Origin of the sequence: Streptomyces sp. TLI_185, assembly GCF_003814765.1 — a bacterium.
Classification (GTDB): Bacteria; Actinomycetota; Actinomycetes; order Streptomycetales; family Streptomycetaceae; genus Streptomyces.
This window is the reverse complement of sequence record NZ_RKRB01000001.1, coordinates 8734041-8753832: the sequence shown is the minus strand read 5'-3', so window position 1 is coordinate 8753832 and position 19792 is coordinate 8734041. Positions and strand designations below refer to the sequence as shown.

19 protein-coding genes, 1 tRNA gene and 1 pseudogene are annotated in these 19792 nt (G+C 70.7%); 12 read left to right on the top strand and 9 right to left on the bottom strand.

What is annotated here, in order from left to right; all coding sequences use genetic code 11:
• The first annotated feature begins 67 nt into the window (after positions 1-67).
• Positions 68-862 (top strand): aminoglycoside adenylyltransferase family protein, encoded by a 795-nt coding sequence (locus EDD92_RS40250; protein ID WP_123968847.1) that lies wholly within the window; start codon positions 68-70, stop codon positions 860-862.
• 333 nt (positions 863-1195) lie between these two features.
• On the opposite strand, the gene EDD92_RS40240 is transcribed toward EDD92_RS40250, so the two are convergent.
• Both EDD92_RS40240 and EDD92_RS50155 read right to left on the bottom strand, forming a co-directional pair.
• A complete protein-coding gene (locus EDD92_RS40240) occupies positions 1196-2284 on the bottom strand; it encodes an FAD-dependent oxidoreductase (protein ID WP_123968846.1) in 1089 nt (362 codons plus the stop codon).
• The gene (locus EDD92_RS50155; RefSeq protein ID WP_185124516.1) at positions 2281-2430 is read right to left on the bottom strand and encodes a hypothetical protein; all 150 of its coding nucleotides are present in this window, start codon (positions 2428-2430) and stop codon (positions 2281-2283) included. Before EDD92_RS50155 ends, EDD92_RS40240 begins: the two co-directional genes overlap by 4 nt.
• A 126-nt stretch (positions 2431-2556) precedes the next feature.
• Between EDD92_RS50155 and EDD92_RS51660 the strand changes: the two genes are divergently transcribed.
• Both EDD92_RS51660 and EDD92_RS52545 read left to right on the top strand, forming a co-directional pair.
• The gene (locus EDD92_RS51660) at positions 2557-2826 is read left to right on the top strand and encodes a GntR family transcriptional regulator (protein WP_260327103.1); all 270 of its coding nucleotides are present in this window, start codon (positions 2557-2559) and stop codon (positions 2824-2826) included.
• Positions 2753-3034, top strand: a pseudogene (locus EDD92_RS52545) (FCD domain-containing protein); the annotation flags it as partial. The gene EDD92_RS51660 and the pseudogene EDD92_RS52545, both read left to right, overlap by 74 nt.
• A gap of 132 nt (positions 3035-3166) precedes the next feature.
• Here the strand turns inward: EDD92_RS52545 and EDD92_RS40230 are convergent.
• Entirely contained in the window at positions 3167-3661 is a 495-nt protein-coding gene (locus EDD92_RS40230) for a PaaI family thioesterase (RefSeq protein ID WP_123968845.1), read from the bottom strand.
• 100 nt (positions 3662-3761) lie between these two features.
• On the opposite strand from EDD92_RS40230, the gene EDD92_RS40225 reads away from it, so the two are divergent.
• Complete coding sequence (locus tag EDD92_RS40225; RefSeq protein WP_123968844.1) at positions 3762-4229, top strand: helix-turn-helix domain-containing protein; 468 nt, start codon at positions 3762-3764, stop codon at positions 4227-4229.
• Positions 4230-4278: 49 nt separating this feature from the next.
• Here the strand turns inward: EDD92_RS40225 and EDD92_RS40220 are convergent, their stop codons facing one another.
• Together EDD92_RS40220 and EDD92_RS40215 are read right to left on the bottom strand one after the other, a co-directional pair.
• Positions 4279-4827 carry a DUF1062 domain-containing protein gene (locus tag EDD92_RS40220; RefSeq protein WP_123968843.1) on the bottom strand — a complete coding sequence of 183 codons (549 nt, stop codon included), beginning with the start codon at positions 4825-4827 and terminating at the stop codon, positions 4279-4281.
• Positions 4828-5017: 190 nt separating this feature from the next.
• On the bottom strand, positions 5018-6997 hold the full coding sequence (locus EDD92_RS40215) for a heavy metal translocating P-type ATPase (RefSeq protein ID WP_123968842.1): 1980 nt from the start codon (positions 6995-6997) through the stop codon (positions 5018-5020).
• Between the two features lie 95 nt (positions 6998-7092).
• Here EDD92_RS40215 and EDD92_RS40210 point away from each other — a divergent pair, with 95 nt between their 5' ends.
• Positions 7093-7452, top strand: coding sequence for a helix-turn-helix transcriptional regulator (locus EDD92_RS40210; RefSeq protein ID WP_030936065.1), 360 nt, complete (start codon positions 7093-7095; stop codon positions 7450-7452).
• Here EDD92_RS40210 and EDD92_RS40205 read toward each other — a convergent pair.
• Positions 7449-8612: an acyltransferase gene (locus EDD92_RS40205; protein ID WP_123968841.1), complete on the bottom strand. Its 1164-nt coding sequence runs from the start codon at positions 8610-8612 to the stop codon at positions 7449-7451. The genes EDD92_RS40210 and EDD92_RS40205 overlap by 4 nt on opposite strands.
• 134 nt (positions 8613-8746) lie before the next feature.
• Positions 8747-9664: an SGNH/GDSL hydrolase family protein gene (locus EDD92_RS40200; RefSeq protein ID WP_123968840.1), complete on the bottom strand. Its 918-nt coding sequence runs from the start codon at positions 9662-9664 to the stop codon at positions 8747-8749.
• Positions 9665-9952: 288 nt separating this feature from the next.
• On the opposite strand from EDD92_RS40200, the gene EDD92_RS40195 reads away from it, so the two are divergent.
• From EDD92_RS40195 to EDD92_RS40165, 7 genes are all read left to right on the top strand, one after another.
• Positions 9953-10204: a hypothetical protein gene (locus EDD92_RS40195; RefSeq protein WP_030936072.1), complete on the top strand. Its 252-nt coding sequence runs from the start codon at positions 9953-9955 to the stop codon at positions 10202-10204.
• A 15-nt stretch (positions 10205-10219) separates the two neighbouring features.
• A complete protein-coding gene (locus EDD92_RS40190) occupies positions 10220-11413 on the top strand; it encodes a flotillin family protein (RefSeq protein WP_123968839.1) in 1194 nt (397 codons plus the stop codon).
• 243 nt (positions 11414-11656) lie between these two features.
• Complete coding sequence (locus EDD92_RS40185) at positions 11657-12778, top strand: PP2C family protein-serine/threonine phosphatase (RefSeq protein WP_123968838.1); 1122 nt, start codon at positions 11657-11659, stop codon at positions 12776-12778.
• A gap of 88 nt (positions 12779-12866) precedes the next feature.
• The gene (locus EDD92_RS40180) at positions 12867-14498 is read left to right on the top strand and encodes a CdaR family transcriptional regulator (protein ID WP_260327098.1); all 1632 of its coding nucleotides are present in this window, start codon (positions 12867-12869) and stop codon (positions 14496-14498) included.
• A 196-nt stretch (positions 14499-14694) separates the two neighbouring features.
• Positions 14695-16155, top strand: a complete 1461-nt coding sequence (locus tag EDD92_RS40175) for an amino acid permease (protein ID WP_123968837.1) — start codon at positions 14695-14697, stop codon at positions 16153-16155.
• Between the two features lie 239 nt (positions 16156-16394).
• Complete coding sequence (locus EDD92_RS40170; RefSeq protein WP_185124276.1) at positions 16395-17099, top strand: transglycosylase SLT domain-containing protein; 705 nt, start codon at positions 16395-16397, stop codon at positions 17097-17099.
• Between the two features lie 295 nt (positions 17100-17394).
• Positions 17395-18240: a serine protease gene (locus tag EDD92_RS40165; protein WP_123968836.1), complete on the top strand. Its 846-nt coding sequence runs from the start codon at positions 17395-17397 to the stop codon at positions 18238-18240.
• 376 nt (positions 18241-18616) lie between these two features.
• Here the strand turns inward: EDD92_RS40165 and EDD92_RS40160 are convergent, their stop codons facing one another.
• Positions 18617-18952 carry a hypothetical protein gene (locus EDD92_RS40160; RefSeq protein ID WP_123968835.1) on the bottom strand — a complete coding sequence of 112 codons (336 nt, stop codon included), beginning with the start codon at positions 18950-18952 and terminating at the stop codon, positions 18617-18619.
• A 681-nt stretch (positions 18953-19633) separates the two neighbouring features.
• A tRNA-Pro gene (locus EDD92_RS40155) sits at positions 19634-19710 on the bottom strand.
• Positions 19711-19792: the final 82 nt, after the last annotated feature.

Sequence of the window (19792 nt, the reverse complement as noted above, 5' to 3'; positions counted from 1 at the left end):
GGGTGGGGGGCGGAGGGGGGACTTCCCTATTCGGGGGGCCATCTCCCTGGCCGGCCGAAGTCGGGCAATGCTGCGCACTCCGCCGGATGAGGGAGATGCTGGTGGAGTGAATCGGGTTCAGGAAATCGTGGGGCTGGCCGGCGGTGTGCTGGGCCGAGACGTCATCGGCGCCTACCTGCACGGCTCCTCCGTACTCGGTGGACTCAGGCCGGCCAGCGACGTGGACCTGCTGGTCGTCTCCCGGCGGCGTATGGACGAGCAGGATCGACGGACACTGCTGGGGGGACTGCTCCAGATCTCCGGCTCCCGGAACAAGGCCCGCCCGATCGAGCTCACCGTGGTCGTCCAGTCCGAGGTCCGGCCGTGGCGGTACCCGCCGACCGGCGACTTCCTCTACGGCGAATGGCTGCGCGCCGAGTACGAGGCCGGGGAGGTCCCCCAGCCGGTGCCGATGCCCGATCTGGCCCTGCTGATCGCCATGGCGCTGGCCGGCGACCACCCCCTCACCGGCCCGCGCCCCGCGGAGGTCCTCGACCCGGTTCCGCAGGCCGACCTGGTCCGGGCGAGCGTAGCGGGTATCCCCGGCCTCCTCGACGACCTGGACAGCGACACCCGCAACGTCCTGCTGACCTTCGCCCGCATCTGGACCACGCTCGCCACTGGCCGGATCAAGTCGAAGGACGCCGCTGCCGACTGGGCCCTCGCCCGGCTCCCGCCCGAGCACCGTCCCGCCCTCGAACACGCCAGGCAGCTCTATCTCGACTGCCCCTACTCCGAGGAGAGCTGGAGCGATGCATTGCGGGCGCAGGTGCGGCCGCATGTGGACCGGGTGCTCGCTGAGATCGACCGGCTGCGCACCTGAACCCGGCGGACGTGAGGGCCACGGCCTGAAATCCCAGGGGCCAGCAGGCTGTCCATGCGCTCGTGGGCGCCCCGGAGAGAACCGAGCTGTGCGTACTCGCGGCCGACCTTGGTGCCCGCCGGACGATCCGGGCGCCGTGCCCGGCGGGTACGAAGACCGCCTCGCGTTCGTCGTCCGTGCCGCGGAACAGGGCGGTGACCGGGACGTCGAGACCTGGGGTCCGGCAGCCTGCCGCTACTCCCGGGCCCTGGCCGCGATGATGCGCTCCAGGGCCTTGTCGTCGGAGTTGCCGGATCCCTCTGCGCGGGTGGCGCGCTCGGTCACCGGCGCGTTTCATGTCGTGCGCCCCAAACGGAAGCGGGGATGGGGCTCGGCGCGGCCGGTCGCGAGGTCGGCGGCCATCGCGCCGATGAGCGGGGTGAACTTCGCGCCGTGTCCGGAGCACGGGGAGACGATGACGAAGGGGCCGTGACGGTCGAGGACGAAGTCCTCGTCGGGAGTGGTGGTGTAGAGGCAGGTGGCCTCGGCGACCGGGTCGGGGGCGAGGCCCGGGAGACGGTCGCGGACGAAGCCGCTGACCCGCGTCCGCGACGACGCATCGACGAGGCCGCTGCGGGTGCGGGCGGTGGTGGGCGTGCCGCGGTCGTGTTCGGCGACCTTGAACGTGGGCAGCGGACCGCCGTCGCTTCCCGACGGCAGGCCGTAGAGGTGCAGCGCCCCGTCCCAGATCAGGGTCGGCCACTGCACGGACGGATCCCGCTGCGGGAAGTGGAAGACCTGCTGCTGGGTGACCTCCAACGGCGGTAGCGGCACGGGGAGTTCGAACTCGGGCAGCCAGGCGCCGGCGGCGATCACCACGGTGTCCGCGAGGACCTCGCAGCCGTCGTCGGTGCGCAGAAGGACCCGCTCGCCGCCCTGGAGGTCCATATCCGTGACGCGCGTGCCGATGATCACTTCCGCACCGTGCTCCTTCGCCTGCCGGACGCAGACCGCGACGGTCTGGTCGGCGTCGACGACGCCCGCGTCCGGGTGGTGAAGCACCGGGCCCGTGATGCGGATGTAAGGCCAGCGCTCCGAGGCTTCCTCCGGGCCGAGGAGTTCATGGGACGCCCCGGCCGCGGAGAGGAGCTCGGCGATCGCCTTCGGGTCGCGGTCGTCCCCCATGTCGATGCCACCGGTCGTGCGCAACAAGGGAGTTGAGCTGTCGTTCTCCAGTTCCCGCCATTTCTCGTACGCCTGGCCGGTCAGCTGTACGTAGAAGGGGTCGTCGTACGCCCGCCGGAAGATCCGTGAGCTGCCGTGCGAGCTGCCGTGCCGGTGGCCGATGTCGTACGCCTCGATCAGCGTGACCTCGTGGCCGCGCCGGGCGAGTTCCCAGGCGGTGGCCGCGCCCATCAGCCCGGCACCTACGACGGCGATCACAGCCCCTCCCCGGGGATCCAGTTCGTGCCCGCGAGTGGGACGCGGGCCATGGCGGCGGATTCGATGGTAAGGGCAACCAGGTCCTCGGGCTCGAGATGCAACAGGTGGGCCTTGCCGTAGGCACGGGCGGGGGTCTGGGCCTCCATGGCCATCACACGGAGGTGGTTCGCCAGCCGGTGACCGGCCTCGACGGGATCCGGGCGGGACGGGGAGCTCCTCGTCCTGGGGGAAGATGCCGGCTGGGTCGCGGTCCTGGTAGTCGTCGAAACGCGTTGCCGGAGACGTTGGGCGTCAGCCGCACCCCGATCCGCGAGGCGCTGAAGCAGCTGCAGATCGAGGGGCTGGTGGAGGTGCGGCCCCGGGTCGGCACCTTCGTCGCCGTGCCGTCGCGGCGGGAGATCACCGAGTTGTTCCAGATGAAGGAACTGCCGGAGGGTGCCGCGGCGCGACTGCCGGCCTTCCGGGGCAATGTGCCCGAGGTGGAGCGCCTGGCCGAGAAACATGCACGAGGCCGACGAGGCCGTGCACGAGGGAGATGCTGAGCGGCACGCGCCGCTGGTGCACGAGTGCCACGACCTGCTGGTCACCGGCGCCGACAACACCAAGCTGGAGGCGCACTACCGCACGCTCATGAACCAGCCGACCTACGCCCGCCTGGTCCGGACGTCGCTCTCCCGGCCGGGCCGGCTCAGCGAGTCCGGCCATGAGCGCAACCGCATCCTCGACCTGACCCTGGCCAAGGACGTCCTCGACCTGATCCTGGCCAAGGACGGCGACCGGGCGGAGCGCGGGATGCGCGAGCACGCCGCCGCAGCCACCAGGCCCTCATGGCCGGCATGGACGACCGGCAGCAACAGGGCTGAGCAGTGCGGGGGTCGGGCCTCAGGCGCCCGGCACCGGGAAGAGCATGCAGCTGCTGGTGGCGTGCGCGAGCAGGCGGTCCGCCGAGTCGAAGAGCCGTGCCTCGGCAAGTGCGGTGCGCCGCCCGCCGTTGAGGACGCTTCCGACGGCGCGGACCTTGCCCGTGTCGGCGGTGATCGGGCGCAGGAACTTCACGGTCAGGTCCAGCGAGGTGTAGCCCATGCCCGGCGGCAGGGTGGACTGGACGGCACAGCCGGCCGCCGAGTCGAGCATCGTGGCGTAGATGCCGCCGTGGACGCTGCCGATGGGGTTGTAGTGCTCCTCACCGGGCTCCAGGGAGAACACCGCGCGGCCGTGGTCGACCTCTTCGATCGACATGCCCAGCGTGGCGGCGATCGGCGGCGCGGGCAGCCGACCGGCGAGGATCTCGCGGAGGAAGTGCAGGCCGGAGCCCTGCCCGACGGCGCCCGCCGAGATCGCGGGGTCGTCCCAGTCGTACGTACGAGAGCGTTCCATGCGGCTGCGTTTCCTCCCTGACCCACTGACTATGTTTCTCGAAGCTAGCCCTGCGGTCAGCTGACTGTCAATGTAGAAGCCAGGTGGCTAGCATGGCGGTATGAAGTGGCTCGAGATGAGCACCGAGAACTGCCCGATCCAGCGCAGCCTCAATCTGATCGGCGAGAAGTGGTCGCTGCTGCTCCTGCGCGACGCCTTCAACGGGGTGCGCCGTTTCGACGACTTCCGCCGCCATGTGGGGCTGTCGGAGGCGGTCCTCTCCGACCGCCTGCGCAAGCTGGTCGCGGCCGGGATCCTGCGGACGGTCCCATACCAGGAGCAGGGCAGCCGGACGCGCTACGAGTACCGCCTCACCCCCAAGGGCCGCGATCTGTGGCCGGTCATGGTGGCACTGCGGCAGTGGGGCGAGGAGTACGTCGGGGATCCCGAGGGCCCGGTCCTGGAGATCCGGCACCGCGACTGCGGCGCCCCGGTGCGGGTCGTGGTCGAGTGCCCCGACGAGCACACCGAGCTCTCCCCGAGGGAGGTCACCGTGACGCCGGGGCCGTCCGCGCGGCTGCAGGCCTGAGGGCCTGTCCGGCGGGTCTTGCCGGACAGGCCTGTCTGCCGAGACGGACTCAGCGTTTGAGCGTGAAGGTGAAGTCGCCGGACAGCTTGCCGCTCAGCCGGACTGCCGAGACGAGCTTCCCGTCCGTGATCAGTCGCTCGACCTCGGCCCGCGAGAGACCACAACCGTCAGCGATCAGCCGCACCGGCCGGACAGAAATCCGCGCCGCGAAGCGGACTGATACGTCGATCACCTCGCGGTCCAGGTGATCCGACCCTCCGGTGTCGAGGCGCCAGGCGTCGTCCCAGTCGAGGGCTGTGCGATTACGGCGCTGCAGGACCGGATCCTGGAGCAACTCAGCTGCCAGGTCGGGGTCGTTGGCATGCATCCGGTCCAGCAGCTCCGGTCGTACGGAGCGCACGTTCATCCGCTCCAGAACCGTGAGCTTCGCCGTGTCCCCGCAACCTGTACAGAGCACGAGGAGCCACGCGTCGAGGAGCTTGTGGTGTGCGTTGACACGAAACTTGCCGTTGGCCCGGAAACGCTTGGACGTACACGCGGGGCAACGGCGGAGAACGGTCGGCAGGCAGGTGGGCATGACCACCCAGGTGTTGAGCACAGAAGTACACCGGTTTCAGTGAGAAGTCCGCAGCAAGAAGCAGCGCGGCGCAGATGCGCGACGCGCGACAGATCAGCTCTCGGGGGGTCTCACACGGTGTACAACGGCACGTCCTTGCCTGGGCGACTTGGTTCGGCAGCACGCTAGGGCAGCACAGTGACACTGATCCACTGGTTTTCGACCGCGGACGTCAGGCGCCTTCAGCGACCGCCCGCCGCCAAGCCCCCTCCCCCAGCAGCCGCAGCCCGTTGAGGCCGACGAGAACGGTGGAGCCCTCGTGACCGGCGACGCCCAGTGGCAGCGGCAGCGTGCCCGCGAGGTCCCAGACGACTAGGCCCGCGATGAAGACCCCGGCGATCACCAGGTTCTGCACGACCAGGCGCCGGGCCCGGCGGGAGAGGGCGATCACTGCGGGCACGGTGGCGAGTTCGTCGCGGACGATCACCGCGTCCGCGGTCTCCAGCGCAAGATCGGATCCCGCCCGGCCCATGGCGACACCGGTGTGGGCGGCCGCGAGGGCCGGGGCGTCGTTGACGCCGTCCCCGACGACCAGCGCCTTGCGTCCCGCGCGCTCCAGTTCCGCCACCGCGCTCACCTTGTGCTGCGGCAGCAGTCCCGCCTGGACGTTCTCAATGCCGACCTCGGCGGCCAGGCGCGCGGCCGCGCGAGGGTTGTCGCCGGTCAGCAGGGTCGGGGCGGTTCCGGTGAGGTGCGTGAGGGAGGCGACCGTGGCGGCGGCGTCCGGGCGCAACCGGTCGGCGAGGCCCAGGAGTCCGACGGGCACGCCGTCCACCACGACGAGGACAGCGGTACGGCCGGACTCCTCCAGGTCCGCCGCATGGACCGCGGCGTGCGCCGCCACGGCGTCGGTCGCGCCGCTGAGGAGCCGGGCCGGTGCGCCGACCGTGACCCGCCACCCGTCGACCCTCGCCGTCACTCCCAGGCCGGGCGTCGAGGCGAAGTCCTGCGCGGGTGGCAGGGGAAGCCCCCGCTCGCGCGCCGCCTCCACGACAGCGCGCGCCAACGGATGCTCGCTGGGGTGCTCGGCCGCCGCGGCCAGTGCCAGCAACTCCCGCTCCCCCATGCCGGATCCGGGCAGCGGCCGTACGTCGGCCACCCGCGGCACGCCCTCGGTCAGCGTGCCGGTCTTGTCCAGGGCGACGGTGTCGACCTGGCCGAGCCGCTCCATCACCACCGCCGACTTGACCAGCACGCCGTGCCGTCCGGCGTTGGCGATGGCCGACAGCAGGGGCGGCATGGTGGCCAGGACCACCGCGCACGGCGAGGCCACGATCATGAAGGTCATGGCCCGCAGCAGCGCCCCGGTGAGCTCGGCGCCGAAGGCGAGCGGCACGAGGAAGACGGCGAGGGTCGCCGCCACCATGCCGAGGGAGTAGCGCTGTTCGACCTTCTCGATGAACAGCTGGGTGGGCGCCTTGGTCCCGGACGCCTCCTCGACCATGCGGACGATCCGCGCCAACACCGAGTCGGAGGCGTCGCGTTCGACGCGGACGCGCAGCGCGCCCGTGCCGTTGACGGTCCCCGCGAACACCTCGTCGCCGGGCTCCTTGAGGGCGGGGAGCGGTTCACCTGTGATGGTCGCCTGGTCGACCTCGCTCGCCCCGTCCAGTACACGGCCGTCGGCGCCGACCCGCTCACCGGGCCGTACGAGAATCGTGTCCCCGACCGCCAACTCGTCGACGGATACGGCCCGTTCGGAGCCGTCCGGGGCGATCCGGGTCGCCGTGATCGGCGCCAGGTCCAGCAGGCCGCGCACCGAGTCGGCGGTCCGGGCCGTGGCCAGTGCCTCCAGTGCGCCCGAGGTCGCGAAGATGACGATCAGCAGGGCACCGTCCATGACCTGCCCGATCGCGGCCGCGCCGAGTGCGGCGACGACCATCAGCAGGTCGACGTCGAGGGTCTTGTCGCGGAGCGCCTTGAGCCCTTCGCAGCCCGGCTCCCACCCTCCGGTGACGTACGCCGCCGCGTACAGCGGCCCCCAGGTCCAGGCCGGCGCGCCTGTCAGCTGCAGCGGCAGCGCAAGCAGGAAACAGACGGCGGCTGCGACCGCCCAGTGCACCTCGGGCAGCGCGAACATCCGGGTGCGCCGCCGGGGCGCAGGCGCGGACGTGAGCGGGGCGGCCCCGGGCGGAGCGAGCGTGGAGGTCATGCCCCGACCATACAGGAACACATGAATACCCATTCATTTCTTCATGAGTACATGGGTAAGGAGCTACGGCCGCTCATCTCCGTAGGATGAGCGGCATGGGCCACGGAGCTGACACCACCACCGCCGCAACAGCACGCGAGCGCCTGGAGACAGTGGGTGCCGCCGATGTGGCCGCCACCCTCCAGGCCCTGGCGACCCCGTCCCGGCTGCGCATCCTGGCCCACCTGCAGGAGGGCCCGTGCGCGGCGACCGAACTCGCCGACGCCGTGGGCATGGAACAGTCCGCCTGCAGCCACCAGTTGCGCCTGCTGCGCAACCTCGGCCTGGTCACCGGTGAGCGCCGCGGCCGCTCGGTCATCTACGCGCTCTACGACAACCACGTCGCCGAACTGCTCGAGCAGGCCCTCTACCACGTGGAGCATCTACGGCTGGGCCTGCGCGACAGTACGTCCTAGGCTTCCTGGCCGTCCGGCTGCCGAACGACCGCCCGGGGCTCGACTGAGGGACGGCGGCGCAGCAGCAGGCGTCTTGCGGGGCGCTCCACCGCCTCGTACAGGACCCAGGACAGGCCGAGGGACACGGCGAACGCGACGGCCGTGACGGCCAGCCCCGCCGTCGGGCCGAAGAGAGGCTTCGTGCCCAGCACGTTGGTCCCGGCCCGCAGCACGAGCAGGTGGACCATGTAGAAGGCGAAGGAGAGCTCCCCCAGCCGTACCAGTCGCCGGTGGCGCCACATGGAGGGCAGACCGTGCAGGTCGGCGACGGCCGCCGCCGCAATGAGCAGGGCGAAGCCGGTGACGGTGCAGACGGTGGCCGGGTAGCCGTCGGTGATGTGCGGGACGTGGGGGACGAAGAAGTAGCCGATGATCGCGAGGGCGAGCGAGGCCTCCAGGCCGGGTCCGCGCCACCGGTCGAGCAGCACCAGCCGGGCGACGGCGACGCCGAGGACGAACTCGGGCAGCCGCGCGGCGGGGAAGGAGTAGATCTGCTGGCCCAGCCAGTGGTGCGCGTCCACCCATGCCAGCACCAGCACCGCCAGCGCCGACGCCCCGGCCAGCGCCGCCGATCCGCGGGCGCCGAGGCGGCGCAGGAGCAGCGCCAGCAGCGGGAAGACGGCGTAGAAGAAGGCCTCGCAGGCCAGTGACCAGCTGACCGGATCCAGCGTCTGCCACCAGGGCCGCCACCAGGAATGCACCAGCAGGACGTTGGCCAGCCCCTGGCTCAGGGTCGGCTTGGACTGGTGGGCCAGCGTGTACGCCATGAGCAGCGCGATCGCGGCGGTGACCAGGTGCACCGGCAGGATGCGGGCGATGCGGCGGCGCCAGAAGGCAGGCGCGCGGTCGCCCGGCCGGGCCGACCAGGTCAGGACGAACCCGGACAGCACGAAGAAGAACGACACCCCCGTCGCGCCGGCCCCGAACGCCCAGGTGACGAGGGAGCCGGCGGTGCCGTCGAAATACTGGAAGTTGTGCACGTGCAGTCCGAAGACCAGCAGTGCGGCCATCCATCGCAGACCGGTGAGGGACGGCAGCGAGGGCGCCGGAGCGGACGGGGAACTCCTGGTGGTGGCCGCAGTGGCTGATGGCGTCCGGGGCGCCCTGGTCGCCGTCGTCATCGAATCACCTGCAGGGGACAGTTCGTGCTGTGCATGAAGCGGGGCATGAAGGGGAACGTTGCCCGTTCAGCACCTTTCATTCATTCCCGTACCCGACGTCACACCAATGGGGCCGAACCTCGGCGCCCTGGCGCTCAACCGCGGCCGCGCCCCCTGTCCAGACGTTCGAGAACGGCACGCGCCATCGCTTCCTCACCCTTGGCGTTGGGGTGCGCGGGCGCTGCGGGCGAGGCCGGCTGCAGCGGTTCGATCCAGCGGACGTCGGGCGCCTTGCACATGTCGTGACCCACCGTGGGCCCGTAGGTGTCGACGTACTCCGCACGATCCCACCCGGCGACCAGCCGAAGCATCAGGTTCAGTCGCTTGCCGGTGTCCCGCAGATAGGCGAAGTCCTTGGCCGCGAACGGCACCGAGGGGTAGCAGCCGCTGCCGTCGTCGGGCAGCAGGTCGGGGTAGCCGACGACGAGCACCCGGGCATGCGGCGCCCTGGCGTGCACGGCCCGCAGCACAGCGTCGATCTTCGGCGCGGTCCGTGCGACGGCGACCGCCAGCTGGTCGATGCCGGACGAGGCGTAGTAGCGCCGGCACGGGTCTCCGGTCGGGTCCTGGGAGCTGAGGCGGGCGCAGGTGCCGATGATGGAGCTGAAGCCGATGTCGTTGCCGCCGATCTGGACCGTCACCAGACCGGTGTCGCGGTTCAGCGCGTCCAGCTGGGGCTCGTTGGTGCCCTGCGACTTCCACATGTTGTCGGTGGTCGCACCGCTGCAGCTCACGTCCTTGAACGCGGTCGCCTTGCGCGCCGCCGCCACGATCGAGGGGTAATTGTGGTCGGAGCGGGCGCAGTTGGCGTCCACCTGCTGCGGGATGAGGGGGCCCGCCGTGTAGGAGTCCCCGAGCGACACATAGCGGGTGTCCCGGCCGTGTCCACCGCCGTACGCCGCGGCTGGCGTCGTGGAGGCGGCGACGAGGACGCAGCCGCCGAGCGCCGCCCCCACCGCGATCCCCCTCCTCCGGCGTCTCGCAGCTGAGCCCGAACGCGTGTCGTCCGCCATGCGATTCCTCCCCCTGAGACCCGGACGTCGCGCGGAGCCGCACCGAGGCGCGGCTTCACACGCGACGCAGCCTGTATACCGCCCGGTATGTCTCCGGGGCCAGAGGCAGGAAGCAGGCAACTGGCCTTTCCGGCAAAGGGAATCCATCGGTTCCGGGGGCCGGACTCCCCGCCGGCCGCGGACGAAGGCATCCCTGCGGCGCGCGCCGAATCGACATGCCCGTTGGGTCCCCGACCCAGGTAGGTCTATCGTCTGAATCGTGGGCCAGAACATAGGAGAGCGGCCATGATGCCGCAGGACGAAGCCGTGATCGGCTGCACGGGGAAGGTGCTCGTCGGAACCCGCGGGTCCGCGGGGCCCGGCGAAATCCTGGTGCGGGTCAGAGGCGGTTCCGAGACCTTCCTCGCCTGGTCCGAAGATCCCCTGCCCACGGGGGCGACGGTGCTCGTGATCGAGTCGCGCGGATGTCGTGAGGTCGGCGTCATCGAGTGGGTGGATCCATTGGACGCGCTCGGCGGCGACGCCGTCGGCGCAGACTGAGGAGTAGAAAGAAACATGTTCGGATACCGCGTTCCCGCTCCCGACGAGGCGATGTTGATCTCGGGAGGCAGGCGGGGACTGGGGGGCGCGCCGTTCCGAGTGGTGACGGGCCACGGCAAGTTCGTGATCCCGTTCTTCCGCAAGACCCGCTTCCTGACCCTGTCGATGTGCGAGTCCGAGGTCACGGAGACCTGTGTGACCCGGCAGGGCATCGCCCTGCACGTCCGCGCAGTCATCGCGTTCAAGGTCGGCAACGACCACGAGAGCATCATCAACGCCGGCCAGCGCTTCCTCTCCGACCAGGACCAGATGTCGGTCCTGACCGGCCGCATCTTCGCCGGTCACCTGCGGGCGATCATCGGCTCGATGACGGTCGAGGAGATCGTGACCGAGCGGCAGAAGCTCGCCGCGGAGGTCCTGGACACCTCCAAGACCGAGATGGCGAAGATCGGCCTGATCGTGGACTCGCTGCAGATCCAGTCGATCGACGACGGCGACGCCGGATACATCGACGCGATGTCCGCCCCGCACAAGGCGGCCATCCAGCGGCAGGCCCAGATCGCCCAGGCCCAGGCCACCCAGGCCTCCGTCGAGGCGGAGCAGGAGGCGGCCCGCAAGCAGGCCGAGTACGCCCGGCAGACCGCCATCGTGAAGGCGGAGTACTCCGCCGAGGTGGACCGCGCCCAGGCACAGGCCTCCCAGGCCGGACCGCTGGCCCAGGCGCACGCCCAGCAGGAGGTGCTCGCCGCGCAGACCGAACTGGCCCAGCGCCAGGCCAAGCTCCGTCAGCAGCAGCTGGTCGCCGAGATCGTGAAGCCCGCCGAGGCCGAGGCCGAGCGGATCCGGGTGCTCGCCGCCGCCGACGCGCAGCGCATGAAGATCCAGGCCGAGGCGGCCGCGTCGTACGACCGGGTCGCGCTCGACCGGATGCTGATCGACCAGCTCCCGCAGATCGTGAAGGAGGCGGCGGGCGGCCTGGCCGGCGCCAACGTCAACGTCCTCAACGGCGCGGACGGCCTGGGCGAGATCGCCGCCGGCCTGGTCTCCCAGGGCCTGACCATCCTCGACTCGGTCCGGCAGAACCTGAACGGCCAGGACGCCACGGACGGCCGCCGGCCCGAGGAGGGCAGCGGCAACGGCAGCGGACTGCTCCAGCTGCACTCGGGGAAGGACAGGAAGTCGGACAACGGGCCGGTCGACGTCGACTGAGCGCTCCGCTGGTTGCGCGGCGATCGGCCGTCGCTCGCCTGCGGGCCCGTCGTGGCTGGTCGCGCACACGCGGCGGAGCCGCATGTGGATACAGCCCCGCGCCCTTTGGGGCGCGGCCGAACCGCAGCGGACCCTGCTGAGCCCGGGGACCGGACATGGACCGGCCCCCAGGCGGGGCGCCTCTCGCACGCGGCCCGGGTTGCCATAACGTAGATGGTGATCACCACCTGTCCGGGAGTCGCCATGGCCGGTAACCGCCCGAAGAGACCCGTCGAAGTCTCCGACGCCATCGAGCCCCCGAGCAACGCCGAGCTGGTCGTCGGCGTGGTGTCGGTGACGATGCTGGTGGAGGTCCTGGGGGCGCTGTCCGGGTCCGAGGTGTGGCTGCTCGGGCTGCTGGTCTTCCTGCCGGGGACGGCGTCGGCGCTGTGCACCGTCCGGCAGACGGGGTTCGTCGCCGCCTGGACCTCGCTCGTCGTCACCGCCACCGCGGTGGTGCGGGCCCCGGTCGGGGGGCACTGGCTCGACCGGCTGCTGCTGGTGCTGTTCACTCTCGCGCTGGGGGTGGCCTCCGTCTACGCCTGTCATCGGCGCATCAGGCGCGAGCACGAGATGCTGCGGCTGCGCTCCACCGCCGCGGCCATGCAGCGACATATCCTGCACCCACTGCCCCTGGTCACCGGCGACGTGCTGGTCAACGGCGTCTACGAGCCCGTGCAGGAGGACCGGCTCGTCGGCGGCGACATCTACGACGTCGTCGACTCGCCCTTCGGCACCCGGGTGCTGATCGGCGACGTACAGGGCAAGGGGCTGGCCGCCGTGGGCGCCGCCTTCGCCGTCATCGGCGCCTTCCGTGAGGCGGCCCACCGGGAACCCACGCTCACCGCGCTCGTCGACGCCCTGGACGCGGCGGTCGTGCGGCACAACTCCTACGCCGAACAGACCGGCGACGACGAGCGGTTCGTCACCGCGCTCATCATCGGCGTCGACGCCGGCAGCGAGGTGCAGGTCGTCAACTGCGGGCACATTCCTCCCCGGTTGATGCACGAGGGCCTCGTCACCACACCGACGCTGGACTCCGGTGTCCCGCTGGGTCTCGCCGAACTGGCCGCCGAACCCACGACCGTGGGCTGGTTCGACTTCCCGGCCGGTTCGACGCTGCTGCTGACCACCGACGGTCTCACCGAGACCCGCGCCGACGACGGCACGTTCTACCCGCTCGACGAGCGGCTGACGAAGCACCTCGGCCTCTCCGCCACCGAACTGCCCCGGGCCCTGCACGAAGACGCCCTCGCGTTCACTGACGCCGACCGCCGGCACGACGACATCGCCGTGCTGACCGTCCGCCGCTCCCCGCGTCTGTGAGCCCGGTCGCTCATGCTGCGGTTCGGACCCGCTGACCGGGCCGGTTAGCATCAGAGCTCCGGCGTGGCTCCCAGCAGAGGCGACAAACATGGATCCGGCCGCGGTCTCCCCGCCCCCTGCCGGCGTCAGCCTGCGCCAGATGCTGATGACCCTGGGCGACTCTCTGGTCGAGGTACAGGCCGCTCCCGCCGGACTGGACGTCGAGATCCATGGCGTGGCGCTGCTCGATCCCGAGGACCCGCCGACGGCACAGCCCGGCGAGCTGGTCCTCGTCATCGGCGCCCGTGGCCGGGCCGCCTTTCCCGCGCTGCGGGCCGCCGGGCGCGACGGAGCCGCCGCCGTCGTGGTCAAACTGGACGGTGCCGGCCAGGCCGCCGCGCTCAGCGAGACCGCCGCCGAGGCCGGGGTCGCCCTGCTCTCGCTGCGCAGCGAGGCCCGCTGGGAGCAGGTGAACGCGCTGGCCCGCGCCGCTCTCGACGACGCACCGCCGGGCGACCACGGGGCAGGGACCGAGGAGGGCGACCTGTTCTCGCTCGCCCAGACGACCGCCGTGCTGACCGGCGGCATCGTCAGCATCGAGGACGCCGCCAACCGGGTGCTCGCCTACTCCCGCTCCACCGACTCCGACGAGATCGACGACCTGCGGCGGCGCTCCATCCTCGGCTGGCAGGGCCCTGAGGCGTACCTGGCGAAGCTGCGCGAGTGGGGCGTGTTCCAGCATCTGCACTCCAGCGACAAGGTGATCGGTATCGACAGCCACCCGGAGCTGGGCATCCGGCGCCGGCTGGCGGTGGCCATCCGCTCCGGGGAACGGCAACTGGGGACCATCTGGGTGCAGGAGGGCTCGACACCACTGTCCGAGCACTCGGAGCGGGCGCTGCTGGGTGCCGCCAGGGTCGCCGCGCATCACCTGGTGCGCCGCCGCCGGGAACTCTCCGACGACCTGACCCTCACCCGGACCCTGCTGGCCGGACTGCTGGAGGGCAGCACCGGCCCGCAGCCGCTGGCCACCCACCTGGGCCTCGACGCCACCCGCCCGGCCGCCGTCCTGGGCTTCTCCTACGGGACCGCCGAGGCGGTCACCGCACCCGAACTGACCCACACCGAGGTCACCAACCTCATCTCGGTGCAGATCGCCGCCCGGCACCGCAGCGCCCTGGTCACCCAGGTCGACCCGCGGATCTACGTGCTGCTGCCCCAGCTGCCCCGCAGCATCGACACGGACACCCTGCGCGGCTGGGCACACGAGATCACCGACGCCGCCCGCCGCCACCTGGGCCTGCCGCTGCGCGGCTCGATCGGCTGCCTGGTGTCCGGGCTCGGCCGGGCCCCCGACTCACGCCGCGAGGCCGACCGCATCCTCGACGCGATGCTGGGCGCCGGCGTCGCCGCCGCGGTCGCCGCATTGCCGGACATCCAGGCGGAAGTCCTGATCAGCGAAATGCTGACGCTGCTCTCCGCCCACCCCGAGATACGGGACCCACGGCTGACCGCGCTGGTCGCCCACGACAGCCGGCACCAAGGGCAGCTCGCCGAGTCCCTCCTGGCCTACCTCAACTGCTTCGGTGACGTCCGGGCGGCCGCCGCCCAGCTGCATGTGCACCGCAACACGCTGCGCTACCGCATCCGCCGGGCCGAGGAACTGACCGGTCTCGACCTGAGCCGCCCCGACCAGCGTCTGCTGGCCATGCTCCAGCTGCGGCTGCCGCCCGGCGCCTGAGGCCGACTTCGCATTGTCCGGCCGTACAGCCATCGAAGACGACTTCGTCCCGGGGGACAAACACGGCCGCCCACAGCCGCTCATACGCTTGCGCAAATCCATTTCAGCAAGTGAAACGGATCACTTCCCGCAAGGGAACGGAACGCGGCGCGGACCCCTCCCCCGCGGCCCTCCCCACCACTCAATGGATGTCGACATGACTACACGTCCCCCGGGTTCTGTGGCTCCTGCCACCGCGCCTTCCACCAGTGGTCAGACTCCCGAGCAGGCAGCTCTGCGGCCTGGCCTCAAGAACCGCCATCTGTCGATGATCGCCATCGGCGGGGTGATCGGTGCCGGGCTCTTCGTGGGCTCCGCCTCCGGTATCGCCGCCGCCGGGCCCGGCATCCTGCTCTCGTATGCGCTGGTCGGTGCGCTGGTCGTGTTCGTGATGCGGATGCTCGGCGAGATGGCCGCGGCGAACCCGAGCTCCGGCTCCTTCTCCGCCTACGCGGACCGCGCGCTCGGCCGCTGGGCCGGGTTCTCCATCGGCTGGCTGTACTGGTTCTTCTGGGTCGTCGTGCTCGCCGTGGAGGCGACCGCGGGTGCCGTGATCCTCGAGGGGTGGGTGCCTGCCGTACCGCAGTGGGCCTGGGCGCTGATCGTGATGGTCGTGCTCACCATCACGAACCTCGCCTCGGTCGGCTCGTTCGGCGAGTTCGAGTTCTGGTTCGCGGGTATCAAGGTCGTCGCCATCACCGGCTTCATCGTCCTCGGCGGCCTGGCGATCTTCGGTGTGCTGCCCGGCTCCGACCATGCCGCAACCGGCTTCGGCAACCTCACCGAGCACGGCGGCTTCCTGCCGAACGGGCCCGGCGCGATCCTCACCGGCATCCTGCTGGTCGTCTTCTCGTTCATGGGCAGCGAGATCGTCACCCTCGCCGCCGGTGAGTCCGCGAACGCACGACAGGCAGTCGCCAAGGCCACCAGGAGCGTGATCTGGCGGGTCGGTGTCTTCTACGTCGGCTCGATCCTCGTCGTGGTCTCGCTGCTGCCGTGGAACGACCCCGCGATCGCCAAGAAGGGCTCCTACGTGGCGGCCCTCGACTCGATCGGCATCCCGCACGCCGGCCAGATCATGAACTTCATCGTGCTGACCGCCGTGCTGTCCTGTCTCAACTCCGGCCTCTACACCGCCTCCCGGATGGCGTTCTCCCTCGGACAGCGCGGCGACGCCCCGCGCTCCTTCGTACGGACGAACTCCCGCGGCGTGCCCCAGCCCGCGATCCTGGCCTCGGTGGCCTTCGGTTTCGTCGCGGTCGGCTTCAACTACCTGTGGCCGGACACGGTCTTCCAGTTCCTGCTGAACTCCTCCGGCGCGGTCGCACTCTTCGTCTGGCTGGTCATCTGCTTCTCGCAACTGCGGATGCGGGCGATCATCCTGCGCGAGGCGCCCGAGAAGCTCGTCGTCCGCATGTGGCTGTTCCCCTACCTGACCTGGGCCACGATCGGGATGATCTCCTTCGTCCTCCTCTACATGCTCACCGACGACAGCAAGGGCGGCGGACGCATCCAGGTACTGCTGTCCGTGCTCGTGGCCGCGCTGGTGGTCGCGATCTCCCTGGTTCGCGAACGCATCCGCCGCAACGACCCCCAGGACGCACTCGCGTCCCGGTAGCCGCAGCGAACTGCTGCACCGTCTTCGGGGCTCCCCGCCGTTTGCTGCGGGGAGCCCCGGCGCGTCAACTGGCCGCATCCGGCCGGGGTTTCACTGACATCAGCTGTGAGCATCCACACCTTCTTCACCATTGCGTCACCCGCCCCCGCAGGGCAGAGTGTGCGAACTGCCGGATTCGGCAAGCGAGTTGCCCGTACACGTCACCGCATGGCGTCACGGACGAAGCGGAAGGAAGAAGTGTGAGCCCGATTTCGGTCCGGGGACTGGCAGTGGCTTCGGCCTCCGCGGTCACCGCTGTCGGAAGCGTCGTCGGAGCTGCCTCCCCCGGCACCACGCACACGAACGACGCCGAAGCGACGGCAGCCGACGCGACGCTGCTCGCGGACTTACCGGCGGGGCAGCAGGCCCAGGTCCAGACCGCGTCCCTGACGCAGCAGGCTGACGCCCAGGCCGTCCAGGCGGACGCGAGCGCCAGGAAGGACGCCGAGCAGGCGGCCCGCAAGGCTGCCGCCGAGACCGCGGTCGCGAAGAAGGAAGCGGCGAAGAAGGAAGCCGCGGAGAAGGCTGCGGCGGAGAAGGCTGCAAAGGAGCACACCGAAGCCAAGTCGGCCGCCGGCCACAGCAGCACAGTCGTCCCGGCCAAGAGCTCGTACACCGTCGCCGAGATCCAGGCGATAGCCCGGCAGATCGTGCCCGGCGGCCAGTTCCAGTGCTTCAGCAACATCGTGGACCGCGAGTCCGGCTGGAACATGCAGGCGCTCAACGCCTCCTCCGGCGCCTACGGCCTCATGCAGGCGCTGCCCGGCTCCAAGTACTCGTCCGCCGGCTCGGACTGGCAGACCAACCCCGCCACCCAGATCAAGTGGGGCCTGAACTACATGAACAGCGTGTACGGCAGCCCCTGCCAGGCCTGGGACTTCTGGCAGACCCACCACGCGTACTGAACCACAGCGAACGCCACACACAGGCTCCGGCCCCGCCCCGGCGGGCCAAGATGCTGGAAGCCTGGGCCTACAGGGCCATGAGGCGGTCGCCTTGTGGTGTGCGGGCACGGCGAGTTCGCCGAGCGCCCGCACTCAGGGGTCGTCATGACGGACGACATCGAGCGCACGGCCCGGGAACTGCTGTGCGGGGGCACCTCGGTGACGTTGCGAAGTCCGGTGTCCTTAAGGGTTTCACGGGAAAATCTCAGCTAAGTCGAGCGCTTGCCCTCACCTTCGTGAGACAGAGTGATCACCGATGGAGCGCATCTCACGCATCTTGGTCACCTCGCGTCACGCGTTGCTCGGCGTCGTGATGATGTTCACCCTGGCCTCGTCCGTGGCGGCCGCGGAGGTCGGGCACAGGCCCTCAGGGCCTGCGTCGGAAGTCCCGTCGTCCGCCGGAAAAGCGGGCCCCGCGGGGCAGGCGCGACCGCCAACAAGGGCTCTGGGGGCCACCGTCGACGTCGTCGCCGATCGTCAGGCGGCGCGGATCGGCGCACTGTTCGACGCGGACCGGGCCGACGACCTGGCCGGCGGACACCTCTGCACGGCCTCGGTCGTGCACAGCCTTCAGCGCGACCTCGTCGTCACCGCCGCGCACTGCGTGAGCGACACCGGTACCGACCTGGTGTTCGTGCCGGGCTACCGGGACGGGCACGCGCCGTACGGGGTGTGGAAGCTGAGGCACCGCTATCTGCCCGACGGATGGACCAAAGACCAGGACGAGGACAGTGATCTGGCCTTCGCCACCGTCGACGAGCAGGACGGCAGGGCGATCGAGGACGTCGTCGGGGCCAACCGTTTCACGCCCGGCACGGCCACGGGCGCCACAGCCGTGACCGTCGTCGGCTACCCCGACTCCCACGAGGCGCCCATCAGCTGCACCAACAAGCCGACCTCATACGGCAGCACCCAGCAGCGCATCGACTGTCCCGCCTTCACCCAGGGCACCAGCGGCAGTCCCTGGATCAACGACGACGGCCAGGTCGTCGGCGTCCTCGGCGGCTACGACCAGGGCGGCGACACCGACGACGTGTCCTACAGCGTGACACTGGGCAGCCAGGCGGCCGACCTGTACAAGGCCGCCACCAGCGATCCGTGATCCGCGCGTCCCGCCCGTCGCCTTCCCGTCCGCGTCGGTGACCTTGGCGATCGCATGGGCGGGCAGCTGCCGAGGATCCGGTCATCTGGAGCGCACACAAGCAGCACCGCTCCCGCCTGGCGCTGCCACCACGCCCAAGACTGGGAAAAGCATGATCAATCGAGCGCCGTCCGGGCTCGAACATCGAGTCGGACGCCGCGCGGCCCAGCACGCGGTGAGGGGGGTCGGTGTCCAGGTTCTCCATGCCCCGGTTCTCGAAGTTCACATCTTCCGTGTGCGCGTTCCGCATCGCGCGGTGGCCTGCGGCCGCCGTATCGGGCGTGATGGCCTCGGCCGTCGCAGCGGCAATGGCGCCGGCCGCGGCACAGGCCACGCCTCAGGCCGGGCCGGTCGGCGGGCCGCCGTCCGCTGCGGCCCGCTGTGCCGGCCAGCGGCTCGACTGGCAGCCGTGCGCCCGGGCGCCGAGATCGGTCGCCGGGCCATCGAAGCTCCGCAGCATCCGGAACCGACTCGGCGCGGGCCTCACCAGACTCAAGGCGTGACGACGCAGCTCCTCCGCCTGCTCGGGCTCCAGGCGATCGATGAGCTCGTGCAGCTCCCTGTAGTCGTACGCCGAGGTCATGGCCGCTTCCTCTCCAACGCGCCGCACGTCCACGACAGCGTTGGCGTCCCCCGAGCCCATGACCCTGTCAGCAGGCTCCAGGTCGATCATCCGAGTCGGGTGCCACCGCAGCTGATCACAGGCCCCGGCCATTTCCTGATCGCACCGCCAGGCAGACGAAAGATCTGCGGGTACCCGAGTGCGGGTCACTCCATCCTTCCGAGCCGCCGCCCTTGGCGCGCCGACAAGGGAAAAGCGCTGGTCGCGGCAGGCATCGTGGACGTGGTGGTCGCGTGTGGGCGCATGAGACCGCGAGTGTCGGCCCTTCCTCCGCCGCTTGAGGCGATCCTCTGCGTACCACCGTCGACCGCAGGTGCGGCTGCCGGAACACCCACCGCCGCCGGCTCGGAGCGCGCTGCCCCCGCCTGCGTGCCGACGGTCGTCACGGGACGTGGACGTTCGCCGTCGACGTTCCGGCGCCGCACCACCACCGGACGACCGTCCGGCGTGGTGGCTTCACCAGCCACGACGGCGCCGAGACGTGCTGCGGACGTTCCTGGAGGGCGAGGCGGGCGGGTTCAACGCCGACCGGCCCGGCGGAAGCAGCTGCGCTCCCCACGCGACCACATCCAACGGCTCCGTGAAGCCCTCCACCGGTTCCGCTCTCCCGCCCGCCGGTCTCGGCACCCCTGCGAACCAACGCCAGGCCGGGCCCGCGACCACCAGCCCTCCAGGAACGCGAAAAGCCGCCCTCCCGCAAACGAGAGAACGGCCTCCGACCTGCATCAAAGCTGGTCGGGACGACAGGATTTGAACCTGCGACCCCTTGACCCCCAGTCAAGTGCGCTACCAAGCTGCGCCACGTCCCGGTGCCCGTCTGACCTGGGGTTTCCCCCGACCGGACGTGCATGGAAACCATACCGCACTCGGGTCGATGGTCGCGCATGGCTT

Bases quoted from the DNA above. Each gene is read 5' to 3' on its own strand.
- EDD92_RS40190 (WP_123968839.1), top strand. From the start codon at position 10,220: ATGTTCGGATACCGCGTTCCCGCTCCCGACGAGGCGATGTTGATCTCG.
- EDD92_RS40225 (WP_123968844.1), top strand. From the start codon at position 3,762: ATGAAGTGGCTCGAGATGAGCACCGAGAACTGCCCGATCCAGCGCAGC.
- EDD92_RS40215 (WP_123968842.1), bottom strand. From the start codon at position 6,997: ATGACCTCCACGCTCGCTCCGCCCGGGGCCGCCCCGCTCACGTCCGCG.
- EDD92_RS40175 (WP_123968837.1), top strand. From the start codon at position 14,695: ATGACTACACGTCCCCCGGGTTCTGTGGCTCCTGCCACCGCGCCTTCC.
- EDD92_RS50155 (WP_185124516.1), bottom strand. From the start codon at position 2,430: ATGGAGGCCCAGACCCCCGCCCGTGCCTACGGCAAGGCCCACCTGTTG.
- EDD92_RS40195 (WP_030936072.1), top strand. From the start codon at position 9,953: ATGCCGCAGGACGAAGCCGTGATCGGCTGCACGGGGAAGGTGCTCGTC.
- EDD92_RS40165 (WP_123968836.1), top strand. From the start codon at position 17,395: ATGGAGCGCATCTCACGCATCTTGGTCACCTCGCGTCACGCGTTGCTC.
- EDD92_RS40210 (WP_030936065.1), top strand. From the start codon at position 7,093: ATGGGCCACGGAGCTGACACCACCACCGCCGCAACAGCACGCGAGCGC.
- EDD92_RS40250 (WP_123968847.1), top strand. From the start codon at position 68: ATGCTGCGCACTCCGCCGGATGAGGGAGATGCTGGTGGAGTGAATCGG.
- EDD92_RS40185 (WP_123968838.1), top strand. From the start codon at position 11,657: ATGGCCGGTAACCGCCCGAAGAGACCCGTCGAAGTCTCCGACGCCATC.
- EDD92_RS40160 (WP_123968835.1), bottom strand. From the start codon at position 18,952: ATGATCGACCTGGAGCCTGCTGACAGGGTCATGGGCTCGGGGGACGCC.
- EDD92_RS40200 (WP_123968840.1), bottom strand. From the start codon at position 9,664: ATGGCGGACGACACGCGTTCGGGCTCAGCTGCGAGACGCCGGAGGAGG.
- EDD92_RS40205 (WP_123968841.1), bottom strand. From the start codon at position 8,612: ATGACGACGGCGACCAGGGCGCCCCGGACGCCATCAGCCACTGCGGCC.
- EDD92_RS40230 (WP_123968845.1), bottom strand. From the start codon at position 3,661: ATGGAACGCTCTCGTACGTACGACTGGGACGACCCCGCGATCTCGGCG.
- EDD92_RS40180 (WP_260327098.1), top strand. From the start codon at position 12,867: ATGGATCCGGCCGCGGTCTCCCCGCCCCCTGCCGGCGTCAGCCTGCGC.